The sequence below is a fragment of the Ruegeria sp. HKCCD7296 genome (assembly GCF_013110775.1).
GTDB lineage: Bacteria > Pseudomonadota > Alphaproteobacteria > Rhodobacterales > Rhodobacteraceae > Ruegeria.
In genome coordinates this window covers 411,548-428,997 of record NZ_WVRF01000003.1, presented here as the reverse complement: position 1 = coordinate 428,997, position 17,450 = coordinate 411,548, and the positions used below count along the sequence as shown (strand labels likewise).

Here is a 17,450-nt window from a genome sequence, read left to right as displayed (position 1 = left end):
AACATGCTGATCCTGAACTGCCCTTACTGCGGCGTTGACGCCGAAGAAACCGAACTGGCCGCTGGTGGCGAAGCGCATCTGAAGCGTTTTGGCCCCGGCTCGTCGGATGATGAATTCCACGACTACCTTTTCATGCGTGAAAACCCCAAAGGGGTGCATTTCGAACGCTGGCGTCATGCCAATGGTTGCGGCAAGTGGTTCCACGCCGCGCGCTGCACGCAGACGCTTGAGGTGTTCGGCACTTATTCCGCACAGGTCACCGAGCCGCCGAAAGAGATCAAGGATGCCATCACAGCCAAACGTCCTGACTGGACGTGGAGAGAGTTCTCCTGATGCTTCATCTTTTCAAAAATACTCCCGCCGGAGGCTTTGATGCCTCCACCTGCGAAAGGTCCGCAAAATGAGCACCCGTCTCGCAAAACAAGGCCGGCTGATTGACCGGTCGAAAAAGGTCACGTTTACGTTCAACGGCACTTCGATGCAGGGCTACGACGGCGACACGCTCGCTTCGGCCCTGCTGGCCAACGATCAGATGATGATGGGCCGGTCGTTCAAGTACCACCGTCCGCGCGGCGTCGTCGCCAGCGGTGCGGAAGAGCCGAACGCGCTGGTTGGTCTGGGGCAGGGTGCCCGGTTCGAGCCGAACCAGCGCGCCACCACGACCGAGCTGTTCAACGGCTTGACTGCAATCTCTCAAAACCACTGGCCGAACCTCGATTTTGACATCGGTGCAGTGAATACAGCGCTGGCGCGGTTCCTGCCGGCTGGTTTCTACTACAAAACGTTCATCCATCCGAAGCCGTTCTGGAAACACGTCTACGAGCCCTTCATCCGCCAATCTGCCGGTCTGGGCAAAGCGCCCGACAAGGAAACCAAGGACGCGGACACCTATGAACACTTCTATGCCTTTACCGATGTGCTGGTGATTGGCGGTGGTGTAGCTGGGCTGCAAGCAGCGAAAACGGCCGCGCAATCCGGTGCCAAGGTTCTGCTGATCGAGCAGACCGCGCATTGGGGTGGTCGCGCTCCGGTTGACGGCGGTACGGTGAATGGCGAGCCTGTGGATAAGTTCGTGGAACAATTGGTTTCCGAACTCGAAACAATGGACAACGTGACCATGCGCGCGCGCTGCATGGGGGCAGGCGTCTATGACCACGGTTACGTGCTGGGATATGAGCGTCTGACGGACCACACTCCGGGCGTGCAAGGCCCGCGTCATCGGTTGTGGCGTATCCGGGCCAAACAGGTTGTCACCGCCACCGGCGCAATTGAGCGTCCGTTGTCATTCGCGGGTAACGATGTGCCGGGCGTGATGCTGGCTTCGGCGATGCGCGATTATGTTGTGAACTGGGGCGTAACACCCGGTGAACGTGTGATTGTTGCCACCAATAATGACGACGCATACCGCACTGCGATCCAGATGAAACAGGCCGGTGTTGATGTTCTGCGCGTGGTTGACGCCCGTGCATCTGCAGGCCCTCTGGCGCAAGAAGCGCGGGACCTTGGTATCCGCGTTGATCCCGGCAAGGCCATCGCGAAGGTCAAGGGCGGCAAACGCGTCAAAAAGGTTGCCATCTGTAACCAAGAGGGTGTCGGCGGCGCGCGCGAGGAGGTCGAAGCCGATGCGGTCGCCATGTCGGGCGGCTGGTCTCCGGTTGTGCATATGTGGTCGCACTGCGGCGGCAAACTGATCTGGGACGAGGCGCACGCGCATTTCCGCCCCGATCCCGACCGCCCGCCGCTGGGTGCCGATGGTGAAGGCTTTGTTATTGCTGCTGGCAGCTCCAATGGTCCGTTGGCTCTGGCAGATGTTCTGAAAGATGCAGACGCAGCGGGCAAAGCCGCGGGCAAGGCCGTTGGTCATACGCCCAAACGCACCAAAGCCCCGGTTGGTGAAACCACTGCCGAGGCACCGATGGAAGCTGTTTGGCTGATGCCTGCCAATGCTGAAATCCAACTGCGGGCTAAGTCCTGGCTGGACTTCCAGAACGATGTCAAAGTGTCCGACGTTCAGCTGGCAGCGCGCGAAGGGTATGAAAGCGTCGAGCACACCAAGCGTTACACCACGCTGGGCATGGCGACTGATCAGGGTAAGTTGAGCAATATCAACGGCTTGGCGATCCTTGCTGATGCACTTGAGTCAGAGATTCCCAAGGTCGGAACCACCACCTTCCGTCCGCCCTATACGCCCATTTCGATGGGGGCGATCGGGGGCGAGGCGCGCGGTGAAGTGTTCCAACCGATCCGTCAGACTCCGATGCACAACTGGCATGACAAGAACGGTGCCGATTGGGAACCTGTCGGCCACTGGCGCCGGACATATGCCTATGTTCGTCCCGGTGAATCCGTGCATGACGCAGTGAACCGCGAGGTGAAGAACACCCGCGAAAACCTCGGATTGCTGGATGCCTCGACACTGGGCAAACTGATCGTCAAAGGGCCTGATGCAGGCAAGTTCCTGGACATGATGTACACCAACATGATGTCCACGCTGAAGGTCGGCAAATGCCGCTATGGCCTGATGTGTTCCGAGAATGGATTCCTGATCGACGACGGTGTTGTTGCCCGTATCGACGAGGACACGTGGCTGTGCCACACCACCACTGGCGGGGCCGAGCGCATCCATGGTCACATGGAAGAATGGTTGCAGACCGAATGGTGGGATTGGAAAGTCTACGTCGCCAATGTGACAGAGCAATATGCGCAAGTCGCCGTGGTCGGACCGAACGCGCGCAAGGTGCTCGAGAAACTGGGCGGCATGGATGTCAGCAAAGAGGCGCTGCCGTTCATGGAATGGCGCGATGGCAAGATCGGTGACTTCGATTGCCGTGCCTATCGCATCTCGTTCTCGGGTGAACTGTCCTATGAGATCGCCGTTCCGGCAAGCCAAGGTCAGGCGTTTTGGGATGCCTTGATGGAGGCAGGTAGAGAATTCGGAGTGATGCCGTACGGCACCGAATGTCTGCACATCCTGCGGGCCGAGAAGGGCTTTATCATGATCGGTGACGAGACCGACGGCACCGTGATCCCGCAGGATCTGGGGCTGCACTGGGCGCTGTCCAAAAAGAAAGAGGATTACCTCGGTAAACGCGCGCATTCGCGTACTCATATGACCGATCCAGAGCGCTGGAAACTGGTCGGTCTTGAGACTGTGGATGGTTCTGTCATTCCCGACGGTGCCTATGCGGTGGGCGAAGGCGTCAACGCCAACGGTCAGCGCAACATGATCGGGCGCGTGACCTCGACCTATTACTCGGCCAATCTGGGCAAAGGCATCGCCATGGGCCTGATCAAGCACGGCCCGGATCGCATGGGTGAGATTGTCGAGTTCCCGGGCACCGACGGTAAAACCTACAAAGCCAAGATCGTGGACCCGATCTTCTTCGACAAGGAGGGGGAGAAGCAGAATGTCTGAACCCATCAGCGCACTGAACCACGCCAGCTATGACGGCATCGCCAAGATCGCGGAATGTGGCCTGCAAGGCATGATCACACTGCGCGGTGATCTGTCCGACAAGGTTCTGGCCAAAGCCGTCAAGGATGCAACCGGACAGAAGGTGCCCGGTCAGCGCGAGGCTTCGGTCACTGGCGACACCGGCGTGGCTTGGATGTCCACCGATGAATTGCTGGTGCTGGTGCCTTACGCCGAGGTCGAGGCCAAACTGGCGGCAATGACCAACGCGCTCAGCGGCACGCATGCTCTGGCGGTCAACGTCTCGGATGCGCGTGCGGTATTCAGCATCTCGGGTGCCAGCGCGCGTGAAGTGTTGGGTAAGCTGGCTCCGGTTGAGCTGTCGGCAGAGGCATTCCAACCCGGCCAGATCCGCCGTTCGCGCCTTGCGCAGGTGGCTGGCGCATTCTGGATGGACGACGATCAGACCTTCCGCGTTGTGTGCTTCCGCTCCGCTGCGGACTACGTCTTTAAGTTGCTTAAGGTTGCCGCGCAGCCGGGCGGCGAAGTCGGTGTTTACTGATAGAAAGTAGAAAGCCCCGGATCACCCGGGGCTTTTCTTAGCTTTGAACACTGCAGATGCCAACGCCGGATGGCTTGTTCGCAAAGTTACCCTGCAAAAAGGCCATGCGCACAGTAACGGACTTATCGGAAGTTTTAAGGTTTGCCTGAGAGCGAACACGAACGTTTCCGCCTGCAGCCATGGTTTGGTCCAAGTGCCAGACAACACGATAGCCTTTCGCGCCTCAATCTTAAAATTGTGCCGCCTCTCATTCCCGGTAAGAGCTTGCTGCCAGTGCAGACGCTTGTGCTGTATCAATCTTGAACCTGTACTCTGGCGCGATCCAGCGGTGGGCGTCCTGTTTTGTCATCTTACATAAGCATATAACCGTTTCGGCTGCTCCTGTTTGTACAAGTACCAGCGCAGAAAACTTCAATAAAAATATTTTATTACAATGATTTATTTATTGGATTCAGGTGGGTGCAAGCACCCCGATACACCCAGAAGAGGCAAGATCTATTCGTTGAAGTTTATAGAATACCGGCCCCGGCGTTTCTTTATTGCAAAAGGATTGTACGATACCGGCTTAACCCCTCTGGCTTCAAAAGCTCCGCCGGTTTCAGTGGTTGCATCTTGTCATCCGAGAGAGAGGGGTAAAAATCCAGCGCCTCCAACAATCCGGCCACCCGGTCGCGTCTTTCAGCCTCGGGCAGCAATGGAGCATGCAGCGACAAAAACAGGGCGGGGCGATGTTCTTTGAGCCACGGTGCGAGGGTTGGTAAGACAAAGAACTCTGCCCCCTCGATATCCATCTTAACCAACGACACGCCGGACAGATCGTTTGCGGTTGCGAACTGGTCCCACGCGATGGTCAATGCATCAGAGCCATGCGCTCCGTCATGCAGAAGCGAACTGGTGGAATCCCCCGGCTCGCCCCGAACGGACGCCATGCGGGCCACGCCAAATTTGTCAGACAAGGCAACGCCCAAGGCCGAGACATTTTGAATGCCATTCAGATCCAGATTCCAAGCCAGATGCCGGTACGCTGTGGGGTCGGGTTCGAAGCACCACACATGCCGCGCTTTTCGCGCGCCATATAGGACCGTGGGACCGATCCAAGCCCCGATGTCCAGATAATCGCTATCTTGGGAAAGGAACTGATCCAGCACCGCAAAGGTTTCCGGTTCCCAAGCGCCAGCAGAGGCTTTGCGCCAGAATTTCGAATGGTAGGGGTCTAGGCGAAATGGCTCGCCGTTCAATGAACCTTCATAGTATCCGCGGGCGCGGTAAAACATCTTGCGCGCCTGTGTCAGCATCGCGGACCTCCGGGTTTTATTGCCTCGCCCCTTGACCTGCGGCGGCTGCCACAGCATTTAACCGTTGGGAACCGCAACTTTAATTTAACAGGGGGCCGACATGGCTTTTGAACTTCCTGATCTTCCTTATGCACATGACGCGCTGGCAGCCAAGGGTATGTCCGCGGAAACGTTGGAATATCACCACGACCTGCACCACAAAGCCTATGTCGACAACGGCAACAAGCTGATCGCCGGCACCGAATGGGATGGCAAGTCGCTGGAAGAGATCATCGTTGGCACCTATGACGCAAACGCAGTCGCTCAGAACGGTATCTTCAACAACATCAGCCAGCTGTGGAACCACAACCAGTTCTGGGAAATGATGGGCCCTGGCGACAACGCGATGCCCGGTGAGCTGGAAAAAGCGCTGACCGAAAGCTTTGGCTCGGTTGACGAATTCAAGTCGCAGTTCAGCGCGGCTGGTGCCGGTCAGTTCGGCTCGGGCTGGGCGTGGCTTGTCAAGAACGCCGACGGATCGCTGGCCGTGACCAAGACAGAAAACGGCGTAAACCCGCTGTGCTTCGGTCAGACCGCACTGCTAGGTTGCGACGTGTGGGAGCACTCGTACTACATCGACTTCCGCAACAAGCGCCCGGCATACCTGTCGAACTTCCTCGACAATCTGGTGAACTGGGAAAACGTCGCGTCGCGGATGTAATGAATTGAACCGACGTCGGTTTATAAAGGGCCTGCTGGCGGTAACGCTGGCAGGTCTCATCACGTCAGCCTACGGGTTTTTCATCGAACCCGCAGTGCGGCTGCGCGTGCGTAAATGGCGCGTGCGTCGGGACGATTGGACCGCACCACCGCTCAAGATTGCGGTGCTGTCGGATTTGCACGTGGGTGAGCCCTATGTTGGTCTGGATCGCATAAGGCAGGTTGTGCGCCGTACAAACGCATTGGCACCTGATGTTGTCCTGCTGCTGGGCGATTTCTTCGCAAGCCACAAAGGGGTCTCTGAAACCGTCGAGATGCAGGATCTGGCACCTGTATTGGCGGGGCTAGAGGCAAAGAACGGTGTCTTTGCCGTGCTGGGCAATCACGACTGGTGGGATGACAAGCCAGCACAGCGCCGTGGGGCAGGACCCAATCGCTATACCGAGATTCTGGAACAGAACGGCATTTCGGTTTTGTCTAACACCGCCGTGAAACTCGAAGTCCCCGGCATCTGGCTGGCAGGGCTTGAGGATCAACTGGCTATCTGGCGCAACGGTAAACCAAAAGGGCTGGATGATCTGGAAGGAACATTGGCGCAGATCACCGACGATGCCCCGGTTGTGATGATGGCGCATGAACCGGATGTTTTCCCTAAAGTGCCAGACCGGGTGGCCTTGACCCTTTCGGGGCATACGCATGGCGGCCAAGTGCGCCTGTTTGGGTGGTCGCCCGTGGTGCCGTCGAAGTTTGGCAATCGGTATGCTTACGGACATGTACGCGAAGGTGCGCGTGATCTGGTGGTGTCGGGCGGTATCGGATGTTCGATCCTGCCGGTGCGTTTTGGTGTGACACCGGAAATCACCGTTGTCGAAATGTCGGCCTAAAGGATTGATGAGCCGCCGGTGAAAACCCGCCGATGGGTTTCATTTCCGTACAACCACATCTTGTTTGCTTCGCTACAGAACACATCTTTGTAGGGCGGAGGGAGAGAACCGCACACCAAATCAAACAACGACCGGGCTACGCATCACTGGTGCGTAAACAAACCCGTACGCCCGGCAGGTCGAGGGATACCCAGAGAACAACCTTAACAGGAGATCGCAATGGTCGCACTTACACAGGGAACTTGGGTTATTGTTGCAGACGGAGAGAAAGCGCTGGTGATGGAGAACATCACCGATGCTGACGATCCCAATCTTGTTGTTGTCGCTGTCGAGGAACAGGACAACCCAGCCTCAAAGCCGACTGACCGCGCTGGTCGCCGAAATGACGGCGGACCAAAGCAGAAATCGGCCCTTGAGGACCCAACGTGGAAGACCCATGCAAAATCTCTGTTCGTGCAGGATTTGGCGAATTTGCTGAATCGCAAGGGGTTGAAAGGGGCATATAATCGATTGGTACTGGTAGCCAGCCCTCATGTTCTGGGTCTGCTGCGCCGCCGGTTGCACAGTGAAGTGCTGGGAAAAGTCGTGGCCGAGGTCAACAAGACCCTGACCAACCACCCTTTGCATAAGGTTGAGCAGGTCGTGCGCCACAGTTTGCAACACAAGGCGCGTTTGGCCTGATCAACAAGGCGGGCGGTTTTGCCGGCCGCACCGTTTCTGGTGTCAGTTCAGCTTGTTCCGCAAGGTGACCATGGCGGCATCTGCATCTTCTACCCATGTGATGAAATCTGCCAGCGACGCGTCGGCAAAGCCTTGTCCGATCACCTGACCCAACAGCGTCTGCAACGCATCCCAATAGCCATTCACGTTCACCACGACGATGGGCTTGTCGTGCAGTCCCAACTGACGCCAAGTGAGGGCTTCGAACAATTCATCCAATGAGCCCGGCCCTCCGGGCAGAACGACCACCGCGTCGGCGTTCATGATCATGACCTTCTTGCGCTCGTGCATCGTCTCGGTGATCACAAAGTGGGTCAGATCGGTTTTGCCGACTTCCCGCTGAACCAGATGAACGGGGATGACGCCAAAGGTTTCGCCTCCGGCATTTTGCGAGGCGCGGGCCACTTCTCCCATCAAACCCACATCCCCAGCACCATAAACCAGCCGCCAGCCTTCCTGCGCCAGCAGCGTGCCGAAGTGCCTTGCAGTTTCAGAATAAGACTTCTCGGCACCATTGCGTGACCCGCAATACACACACACTGATTTCTGAGACATGAAAGAAGGGCTCCGGGGTTGTGTCAGAGGTTTTGACCCGTGATAGCGGGATTGATAGATTGCCTCAACTGTCCGCCGGAAAGCTTTTGAACGAAAAGCTTTTGCAGCGCGGAGTGAAAGGAAAAGAATGAACGCCAATTCGGGAAACGAAAGCTCGGGCAATTTCATCTGGGGGGTGATTGCAGGGCTTGTTGCAGTATTGGGTGCAGGTGGCTTGTACCTGTCGGGCGTCTTCACCAACGCATCGGAACCTGACGCAAGCACACCGCAGGAAACTGCTTCCGTTCCAGCAATCTCAGAGCCAGCAGATGAGGCACCGAAAGAAGCGGAAGACGTTACTGCCGCAGAGCCGTCCAATCCGGATACTGCGTCGTCAGACGAAACACCCGCACCTGCTGAAGACCTGGCGGAGCAAGCGGAAGAACCTGCTGAAACGGAGGCCGCCGAAGTTGTAGAGGAAGTGGCTGCGCCTGCGCCGGTCGCGCCTCCAGTCCTGGATCAGATTTTTGTAGAAACTGACGGCACCGCGCTTCTTTCGGGTGACGCAGCACCCGGCAGTCAGATAGAAGTTCTGCTAAACGGCGAAGTCGCACATTCTTTTACCGTGGATGGCAGCGGTCAGTTTGCTGAATTTGTGACGATCCCCTTCAGCGACAGCGCGCAGGGACTTGTGTTGCAAAGCACAGACGGGGCGCAAGCAACGCGATCCGACGACTATCTGATTGCCGCCTTGCCCAAACCAATCGAAGAAGAACCTGTTGCCGAAACAGCGCCCGAAGCCGAGCAGATCCCATCCCCGGACACGCAGGAGCAGGTGGTTGCAGTTGAAGAGGTTCAGCCGGATTCTCATGCTGCGGCAGACGTCTCGGAACCTGAAACGTCAGAGCCCGAGGCTGAGACAGTTGAAACTGCTGAACTGACCGATGAAACCCCACAGCAGGATCAGCAGGTCGCCGTGCTGCGATCTGGCGAAGAGGGCGTTGAGCTGGTGCAGCCCCCGGTCGTGCGGGATACCCCACCCGAGCAGGTCGCACTGGACACGATCGGATATTCCGAAACGGGCGATGTGCAGCTGACAGGGCGCGTTCAGGATGGGGCCGCCATTCGGTTGTACCTGAACAATCGTCTGGTCGCGGATCTTGCCCCGGAACAAGATGGATCCTGGCGCAGCGATCTGGAGGGAATTGACCCAGGCGTCTACACGCTCCGGGTAGATGCGGTAAACACGGACGGGACGGTCCTTAGCCGGGTCGAAACTCCGTTCAAACGCGAACCACTTGACGTTCTTCAGGCTGCAACGGGCACGGCTCAGGCAGATACGCCTCAAGCGACCCCTGCAATCCGGTCTGTCACGGTGCAGCAGGGCGATACGCTATGGGCGATCTCACGTGATCGATTTGGCGACGGGGTCTTATATGTGCGGCTGTTCGAAGCCAATCGTGACTTGATCCGCGATCCGGATCTGATCTATCCCGGGCAAATCTTTACAATCCCGGAATAATCAGCCCTTCTGGCCTTTTATGGGCAGAGGTCTAACTCTGACCGCAGACAAGGCACGTGATGAGACGCACATCTCCTAGGACTTCAGATGACATGGTGTCGGATGACGAACGCAGTTCGGGCTGGCGGACGATCCGCAAGGTTGCCCCATATCTATGGCCCGACGACGAACCGTGGGTAAAGCGTCGCGTCGTCATCGCCATGGGTATGCTTGTTCTGGCCAAGCTGATCGCGGTTTATACACCCATTTTGTACAAGGGCGCTGTTGACGCGCTGGCAGGCGAGGGTGTGCCGCCATTGGCGCTGGGCGCAGTTGGATTGACTGTGGCCTATGGTGTGGCGCGAATGATGACGGTGGGCTTTCAGCAATTGCGGGATGCCGCCTTTGCCCCCGTCGGACAACGCGCGTTGAGGGCGCTGGCGCTTGAGACGTTTCAGCACATCCACAACCTGTCGATGCGCTATCACGTCACGCGCCGTACTGGCGGGCTGAGCCGTATCATCGAACGGGGCGTCAAAGGGGTTGAGTTCCTGCTACGGTTCCTGCTGTTCTCGATCGGGCCGCTTATTCTGGAGCTGATGCTGGTCGCCATCATCCTGATGTGGCTGTTTGATGTCTGGTATCTGGTTGTCGTCGCGGTCACGATTGGTCTGTACATCTGGTTTACTTTTGCCGTGACCGAATGGCGCGTGAAGCTGCGGCGTGAGATGAACGATCAGGACACCGAGGCCAACCAGCGCGCCATCGACAGCTTGCTGAACTTTGAAACGGTCAAATATTTCAACGCCGAAACCCGCGAAGCTGAACGGTACGACGTGTCGATGAAGGCCTATGCAGCGGCTGCGCTGAAGACGGCCTATTCATTGGCATTTCTGAACTTCGGACAATCCTTCCTGATCACCTGCGGTCTTATTGGGGTGATGGTTCTGGCCGCAATGGGTGTGCAGAACGGCAACCTGACCGTCGGCGATTTCGTTATGGTCAACGCCTACATGATCCAGATCACAGTGCCGTTGAACTTCCTTGGGACGGTCTATCGGGAAATCCGGCAGTCCTTGGTCGATATGGGTCAAATGTTCGACCTGCTTGAACAACCCGCCGAAGTTACAGACAAAGCCTGCGCGCCGAACCTGAAGGTAAATGGCGGCGAAGTCACGCTTGAGGACGTGCACTTCGGCTATGATCCCGAGCGTGAAATCCTCAAGGGCGTGTCCCTAACTGTCCCGGCTGGAAAAACCGTGGCCATTGTGGGGGCGACAGGGTCGGGTAAATCGACCATCGGGCGGCTCTTGTTCCGGTTCTACGACGTGACCAAAGGGGCGCTGAAGATCGATGGTCAGGACATTCGCGATGTGACCCAGACCAGCCTGCATGCCGCCATCGGTGTCGTCCCGCAAGACACGGTGCTGTTCAACGACACGATCCGCTACAACATTGCATATGGCCGCGACGGTGCCACCATGGACGAGGTCGAAGCAGCGGCCAAGGCGGCTCAGATTCACGACTTCATTTCCTCACTGCCCGAAGGGTATGACACCAAAGTGGGCGAGCGTGGCCTGAAGCTTTCCGGTGGTGAAAAGCAGCGCGTCGGGATTGCACGTACCTTGCTGAAGAACCCACCGATCCTGCTGTTGGACGAGGCGACCTCGGCGCTGGATACGGATACTGAGCAGGACATCAAAGATGCGCTGGCACGCGCGGGTGAGGGGCGGACGGTGATCACCATCGCGCATCGTCTCAGCACCATCGCCGAGGCCGATCAGATTGTGGTTCTGGAGGCGGGAGAGATCATCGAACAGGGTAAGCATGACGAGTTGCTAGCTCGGGGGCGCCGTTATGCCCAGCTTTGGAGCCGTCAACAAGCTGACGCCTTGGCATCCTAACCGGTTTTTTACCTTTGAGGGTAGCGCATTCCGGTCGGGTCAGGTTTGAAGCTGATCAACGCAAAACGGATAGGTCTGAAAAAGCAGACAGGAGGAGTAATGGAAGGATCGGAACTTGCTCGGCCCGAGATCAGAACCGTGCGCCGGGTGTGCCGAGAACATCTGACCATGGTCGGCCGCCAAAGTGCCTTTGCCACCGCACATGCTGCGGCGCATGTGGTGGACCAAAAGATACCAGGTGATTTCGTCGAGTGTGGAGTTTGGCGTGGGGGGAACGTCATCATTGCTGCCCGTGTTTTCATGCAACGTAATGATGTGCGAACTTGCCATTTGTTCGATACTTTTGCCGGCATGACGGAACCGACTGCCGAGGATATCGGACCGAACGGTGAGACTGCGATTGTAGAATTCGAGCGTCAAAAGACAGAAGAAGGTTCGACCTGGTGCATGGCTTCGCTGGAAGATGTCCAGTCCAATGTTGCGGCCTTTGATCTGAACCCTGACATGTTCGTCTACCGGAAGGGTGATGTGTTGGAGACGCTGAAAGATGAGGCCAACCTGCCTGAAACGATCTCGGTGCTTCGGCTGGACACGGATTGGCACGATTCAACCAAGCTTGAGCTGGAAACCTTGTACGCGCGCCTGTCCCCCGGCGGTATCGTCATCATTGACGACTACGGGCACTGGAAGGGCGCGCGCAAGGCAACGGATGAGTTTTTCAAAACATCCGGGTTTAAGCGCCCGTTCTTTTTTGGGCTGTCAAACGGCGGTGTTATTGGAACGAAAATCTGAACCGTGGGGCATCACCTTTGAAAAAGGCGCGCCGACGGGCGCGCCTTTTCTCATTCCGCAGCCTTCAGGGGGTGCCCCGGTGGGTGTGGTTCTGAAGTATCCGCATCCGGATTTTCGGAAGATGGGGTAGTGTCTGTATCCTCCCACACAATCTCGGTTGCTTGCATTTGACGGGCAGAGCGTCCAATGGCCATGTCCTGCGCAATCTGGCTTGATCGGCCCGCAGTTACACGCGCCAGCAAGCGACTGAGCCACACCGCATAGGTCGTCACCCAAACCCGCAACGCCAGAAGCGATGGCGTCACGATCAGGGTCAGAACAGTGGCAATACCCAGACCAAAGACTACCGCCGTCGCCAGCTGTTTCCACCACAAGGCAGTCGGGCTGTCGATGGAATAGCCGCCATTGATGAAGTCCAGCGAAAGACCGAACATCATGGGCGTCAAACCGGCCATTGTGGTCAAGGTCGTCAGCAGAACCGGACGAATGCGCGACTCTGCGGTGCGGATGATCGCCTCGATCCGTGGCATGTACGTGCTGTATTCCTGATAGGTATCGATCAGAACGATGTTGTTGTTCACAACAATTCCCGCCAGCGCCACGATGCCTGTGCCGGTCATGATGATCGAGAAGGGTTGTTCCATCACGATCATACCGATCAGAACGCCAGTGGTTGATAGGATGACCGCCAGCAACACCAGCACCGAATTGTAGAACGAGTTGAACTGCGCCAGCAGGATCACGAACATCAGTCCCAGCGCGCCCATGAAGGCGTTCACCAAAAAGGCACCGGATTCCGCCTGTTCTTCTTGATCTCCGGTCCATTCCCAACTGATCGAATTGGAAAACGGACCCGTTTCCAGCCATTCGGTCAGAACAGCAATCCGTTCATTTGGGTTGATCAACGCAAACTGAGCGTCTCCGCCCTCAACCGTGCTGATGAGTTGATCCACGCTATCGGCGCCGGTCAATTGAACCAACTCGTAGGACTTGCCGCCCCCGCCGTTCAGGACCGTGCCGGAGGGGGTGTAGCCTTCGGCAACTTCCCGAACCACGGCAAGACGGATGAGTTCACCATCGGGGCCTTCGGTCGTAACCTTGCTCAAACCTGGTTCAACGTCGGCTTTGACGTCGTAGTAGCGTTGTTGGTCAACCCGGTTGATCTCGGCCAGTTTGGCCACGGGTTTACGACTCACGAAATTCGACAATGGTACCAATCCGTCCGGGGTGCGAACCTTGAGCGTGTCCAAAGTCGACAGCACGCGATCTTCTTCTGGCAGGCGCACGCGAATTTCAATCTCTTCATCATTGCTATCCGGGCGCATCTCGCCCAGCAGAATGCCGCGTGTCACCAACTGTACCATGGCTCCAACCGTGGCCACGTCAGCTCCGAACCGACCGGCCTTGGCGACGTCCACGTCGATCTGCCAGTCGATGCCGGGCAAGGGCAGGGTGTCTTCTATCTTGATCAGTCCCGGCGTGGTGTCGAAAACCTCACGCGCAGTAAGCGTCGCCGAGGTCAGATCCTCCCACCCATCACCCTTGATGCGCAGATGCACCGGCTTGGCCGAGGCCGGGCCTTGTTCCAATGGCAGGATCTCGACCACGATGCCGGGGATCTCAGCCAGTTGCGCGTTGAGTTCGTCAATCACGAAGTCACCGTCAAATTCAGGCGCAACAAAGTGACGATCAAACAGGCCCCACAGAACAGATTCCGAGACGTTGGGACGGTCTTCCCAGGGGATGATCTCGAACTGAACACGGCCCACTGTATCGGCAGGTTCCTGAGCGCCCCCATTGTTCTGGTTCAGACCGCCTTCACCCGCGAACGAGAACACGTTGATCACGGCCGGGTGGGCCGCGATGACATCTTCTGCCGCCAAGACCATGCCATCTTTTTCCGCAAGCGAGATGTTCCCCCGCGCGCGGACATAAGCGGTGGCTTGTTCCGGTTCGCTTTCTACAAAGAATTCAACACCTCTGGACTCTTGCGGGAACCAGACGAAGGCAACGGTGTAGACAGCAAAAAACACTGCGGCCAATGACACGATGGGCATGATCGGATTGCCGACAAGAAAGCGAACCACATGACCGAAGGGCGTGTGTTCGTCGGCTGTATGAACGCGCTCTTCCGCTTTGCGTTCGATCTTGGCCGCGCTTAGGGTGACAGAGCCGGCGAACGCCCCGAACAGGAACAGAAGCGCACCAGCGATTGAACCGCCGGGCAGCAGGTAATCCGGGTTCAGGGTCTGCATTGCGCCCAGAAAGATCATGTACAGCGACGGTGGCACCAGAACTGCCCGCAGCCACCACGGCGTGCGCGCGCGTAACCAGATCGACGAGCGGTCGAAGACCCGGCTTAGCCGCCCAGACACGCCGCCCATGACCGGCAGGTAAATCAGTGCCACGATCAGCGACGCCGACAAAACAAAGATCAGCGTGACGGGCAACATTCCCATGAATTCACCCGGTACGCCGGGCCAGAACAGCATGGGCAGGAAGGCGCAAAGCGTTGTCGCCGTCGAGGATACGATGGGCCAGAACATGCGCTGCGCCGCCTCAACATAGGCGTGCATCGGTCCGACGCCCTGCTTGATGCGTTTATCGGCATATTCCACGACGACGATGGCACCGTCCACCAGCATACCGACCGCCAGAATAAGACCGAACATCACGATATTCGAAATGCTGACGCCCATAACCGCCAGGAAAGCAAAACACAGAAGGAATGAGGTGGGGATCGCGAAACCCACCAACAACGCAGCCCGCGTGCCCAGCGAGGCCAGCACTACGATCATCACCAGTGCAATCGCGGTCAGAACCGAGCCTTCCAACTGGCTGACCATCGAACCCACGATGCGGCTCTGGTCGTTGGACGTGCCCAGATCGACGGCGGCCTGAAGTTCAGGTGGCCACTTTGTTTTCGCTTGCTCGATGGTCTCTTTGACCTGAGCAACAGTATCGATCAGGTTGAAGCCCTTACGCTTTACCACTTGCAGGGCAACAGTTGGTTCACCGTTGAACCGGGCCGTACCGGCGCGGTCTTCGAAGGTGTAATTGATCTGCGCCAACTCACCCAAAGTCACAACCCGGTCGCCATTGACCTTGATCGGCAAGCCATAAACGTCCTGCGCGGTTTTGAACGATGACGGGATCTTGACCGAGAATGTACCCTGCGCGGTTTCAACTTCACCCGCGGCGATCAACTGGTTGTTGTTGCGAACCACATTGATCAGCTCATCTGCGGTGACGTTGTATGCCTCAAGCCGTAAGGGATCGATGACCACCTCGAGCATCTCGTCGCGATTGCCCGCGATACCAGCCTCAAGTACCGAATCCAGTGCCTCAAGCTCGTCCTGCAAGTCTTTGGCAACGCGGGCCATCGTGCGTTCAGGAACTGCGCCGGTCAGGTTGACGATGACGATGGGGAATTCTGAAAAGTTGATCTCGGTCAGCGAATACTGTTCCGCACCTTCAGGAAAATCCGCCTGCGCCGAATTCATCGCGTCGCGGACGTCGGCCATGATCGCGGTTTTGTCCCAGCCGAAATCAAACTCCAGCGCGACCCCTGCATAGCCTTCGGCGGCGGTCGACGTCATTTCCTTGAGGCCATCGAGATCCGCCAGTTCGGTCTCCATCGGCTTGATCAGAAGATTTTCGGAGTCTTCCGCTGAAATGCCGGGAAACTGTACCGAGACAAACAGGGCAGGGATTTCAATATCCGGCTCACCCTCTTTCGGCAACGAGACATAGGCAAACCCGCCGATGACCAACGAGATGGCGATAAACGCCAGAACCATACGGGCCCGTTCAGCGGCCCAAGCGACAATACCGGTCATTGTGAAGCTTCCCGGTAGGTGGGTTTCACAGTGACGCCGCGGGTCACAAACTCTTGCCCGACCACGATGATGTCAGTCGTTTCCGGCAGCCCGCCGATCCAGACGCCTTCTGCGGTATCGCGCAGAATCTGGACGGGCTTGAAGTCGACAATGTTGCCTGCGCCCACCGTGCGAACCCCCAATTGACCCTCATTGCTGAGCGTCAGCGCGGACTGCGGCAGCAGATGCGCCTTGGCGCCTTCGGCGGCGATTTGAATGGTTGCGGTCTGGCCGTCTCGGATGGTCAGGTCCGGGTTGGGGACAGTGATCTCTACCTCGAACGTCCGCGTTGTCTCATCGGCCGAACGGCTTAGGAACGTCACCCGCCCATTAAGTTGCCGCCCGGTGACCAACGTCGCGGATGCTTCGGAACCGACAACCACGCGGTTGACCTCGGTCTCGGGCACAAAGCCCACCAGCTTGATCGGATCCAGCTGAATAACCGTCGCGCAGAGCGATCCGGGCTGCATCAGGCTGCCCAGCTCAGCGGTGTCGCTTTCCAGCAGACCCTTGAAAGGTGAGGTGATGACCACGCGACCGGCCTCGCGCTGTGCGGCCTCAACGGCCGCAGTTGCGGCTTCAATCCCGGCACGGGTGGCTTCCAATCCGGCCTCTGCCGACTTCACTCCGGCCTTGGCGGTGCTCATCGCGGCTTCGCTGGAAATCCGGCGGGTTTCCGAGGCAAAGCCTGTTTCCGCCAATTTACGCGATGCGGTCAGGTTGATCTCGGCCTCTGCCACCAGCGCATGCGCCTCCTGCAGGCGGGCTTCGGCCTCGGGGATACGGCTTTCGGCTTCAAGCTTGCCGGCCATAGCTTCGGCCAGTTGGGCCGGGCGTGTGCCGGGGTCAAGCTCGCACAGAATGTCACCTGCCTCGACAAAGGCACCTTTGCGCTTGGGTTCTGAGATGACGGTCGAAGTGGTTTCTGACAGAACTTCGACCTGGCGATTTGCTTTGGTCTGACCGCGGAGCAAAACCGCGCTGTCAATCTCGCGGGCTTGCGAACGCAGGGCGACAACACCCACTGCCGCGATGTCTGAAGTTTCCGCAGCGGCAGCCTCACCTTGCGTCGTTTCATCGCCTTCGCCACGCCCCGCGAAGGCAAACAGCGCATCGCGTTCGAATACAAGAAAATACAGAGCAACAATGACCAGAATGGCGTTGATGAATGAAATCAAACGCATACGGGGATTCTCCTAGAATTTTTTGCCCAAGAACGCGAGGCGCTCACTTTTCGAAATGGGACTTATGCTATGTCTTTTCTACACT

General features: G+C 57.6%; 13 protein-coding genes. 9 read left to right on the top strand and 4 right to left on the bottom strand.

From position 1 onward, the window contains the following. The first annotated feature begins 3 nt into the window (after nt 1–3). The 3 genes from GS632_RS07135 (at nt 4) to GS632_RS07125 (ending at nt 3,974) form a co-directional block, all read left to right on the top strand. Nucleotides 4–333, top strand: a complete 330-nt coding sequence (locus GS632_RS07135) for a sarcosine oxidase subunit delta (protein ID WP_171237855.1) — start codon at nt 4–6, stop codon at nt 331–333. A gap of 67 nt (nt 334–400) precedes the next feature. Further along, on the top strand, nt 401–3,415 hold the full coding sequence (locus tag GS632_RS07130; protein ID WP_171237831.1) for a sarcosine oxidase subunit alpha family protein: 3,015 nt from the start codon (nt 401–403) through the stop codon (nt 3,413–3,415). Beyond that, nucleotides 3,408–3,974, top strand: a complete 567-nt coding sequence (locus GS632_RS07125; protein WP_171237830.1) for a sarcosine oxidase subunit gamma — start codon at nt 3,408–3,410, stop codon at nt 3,972–3,974. Before GS632_RS07130 ends, GS632_RS07125 begins: the two co-directional genes overlap by 8 nt. A gap of 536 nt (nt 3,975–4,510) precedes the next feature. Here GS632_RS07125 and GS632_RS07120 read toward each other — a convergent pair. Continuing rightward, on the bottom strand, nt 4,511–5,269 hold the full coding sequence (locus GS632_RS07120; RefSeq protein ID WP_171179486.1) for an FkbM family methyltransferase: 759 nt from the start codon (nt 5,267–5,269) through the stop codon (nt 4,511–4,513). A gap of 100 nt (nt 5,270–5,369) precedes the next feature. On the opposite strand from GS632_RS07120, the gene GS632_RS07115 reads away from it, so the two are divergent. From GS632_RS07115 to GS632_RS07105, 3 genes are all read left to right on the top strand, one after another. After that, the gene (locus tag GS632_RS07115) at nt 5,370–5,969 is read left to right on the top strand and encodes a superoxide dismutase (protein WP_170704218.1); all 600 of its coding nucleotides are present in this window, start codon (nt 5,370–5,372) and stop codon (nt 5,967–5,969) included. Nucleotides 5,970–5,973: 4 nt separating this feature from the next. Then, nucleotides 5,974–6,852: a metallophosphoesterase gene (locus GS632_RS07110; RefSeq protein ID WP_171237829.1), complete on the top strand. Its 879-nt coding sequence runs from the start codon at nt 5,974–5,976 to the stop codon at nt 6,850–6,852. Between the two features lie 219 nt (nt 6,853–7,071). Next, nucleotides 7,072–7,533 carry a host attachment family protein gene (locus GS632_RS07105; protein WP_171237828.1) on the top strand — a complete coding sequence of 154 codons (462 nt, stop codon included), beginning with the start codon at nt 7,072–7,074 and terminating at the stop codon, nt 7,531–7,533. A gap of 42 nt (nt 7,534–7,575) precedes the next feature. Here the strand turns inward: GS632_RS07105 and GS632_RS07100 are convergent, their stop codons facing one another. Then, nucleotides 7,576–8,127 (bottom strand): TIGR00730 family Rossman fold protein, encoded by a 552-nt coding sequence (locus GS632_RS07100; protein ID WP_171234546.1) that lies wholly within the window; start codon nt 8,125–8,127, stop codon nt 7,576–7,578. Nucleotides 8,128–8,254: 127 nt separating this feature from the next. On the opposite strand from GS632_RS07100, the gene GS632_RS07095 reads away from it, so the two are divergent. The 3 genes from GS632_RS07095 (at nt 8,255) to GS632_RS07085 (ending at nt 12,303) form a co-directional block, all read left to right on the top strand. After that, nucleotides 8,255–9,628 carry a LysM peptidoglycan-binding domain-containing protein gene (locus GS632_RS07095; RefSeq protein WP_171237827.1) on the top strand — a complete coding sequence of 458 codons (1,374 nt, stop codon included), beginning with the start codon at nt 8,255–8,257 and terminating at the stop codon, nt 9,626–9,628. Between the two features lie 92 nt (nt 9,629–9,720). Beyond that, entirely contained in the window at nt 9,721–11,511 is a 1,791-nt protein-coding gene (locus tag GS632_RS07090) for an ABC transporter ATP-binding protein/permease (protein ID WP_216601731.1), read from the top strand. Between the two features lie 99 nt (nt 11,512–11,610). Beyond that, on the top strand, nt 11,611–12,303 hold the full coding sequence (locus tag GS632_RS07085) for a TylF/MycF/NovP-related O-methyltransferase (protein WP_171237825.1): 693 nt from the start codon (nt 11,611–11,613) through the stop codon (nt 12,301–12,303). 50 nt (nt 12,304–12,353) lie between these two features. On the opposite strand, the gene GS632_RS07080 is transcribed toward GS632_RS07085, so the two are convergent. Together GS632_RS07080 and GS632_RS07075 are read right to left on the bottom strand one after the other, a co-directional pair. Next, nucleotides 12,354–16,142 (bottom strand): efflux RND transporter permease subunit, encoded by a 3,789-nt coding sequence (locus tag GS632_RS07080; RefSeq protein ID WP_171237824.1) that lies wholly within the window; start codon nt 16,140–16,142, stop codon nt 12,354–12,356. Then, a complete protein-coding gene (locus GS632_RS07075) occupies nt 16,139–17,365 on the bottom strand; it encodes an efflux RND transporter periplasmic adaptor subunit (RefSeq protein ID WP_171237823.1) in 1,227 nt (408 codons plus the stop codon). The genes GS632_RS07080 and GS632_RS07075 overlap by 4 nt, the downstream gene beginning before the upstream one ends. Nucleotides 17,366–17,450: the final 85 nt, after the last annotated feature.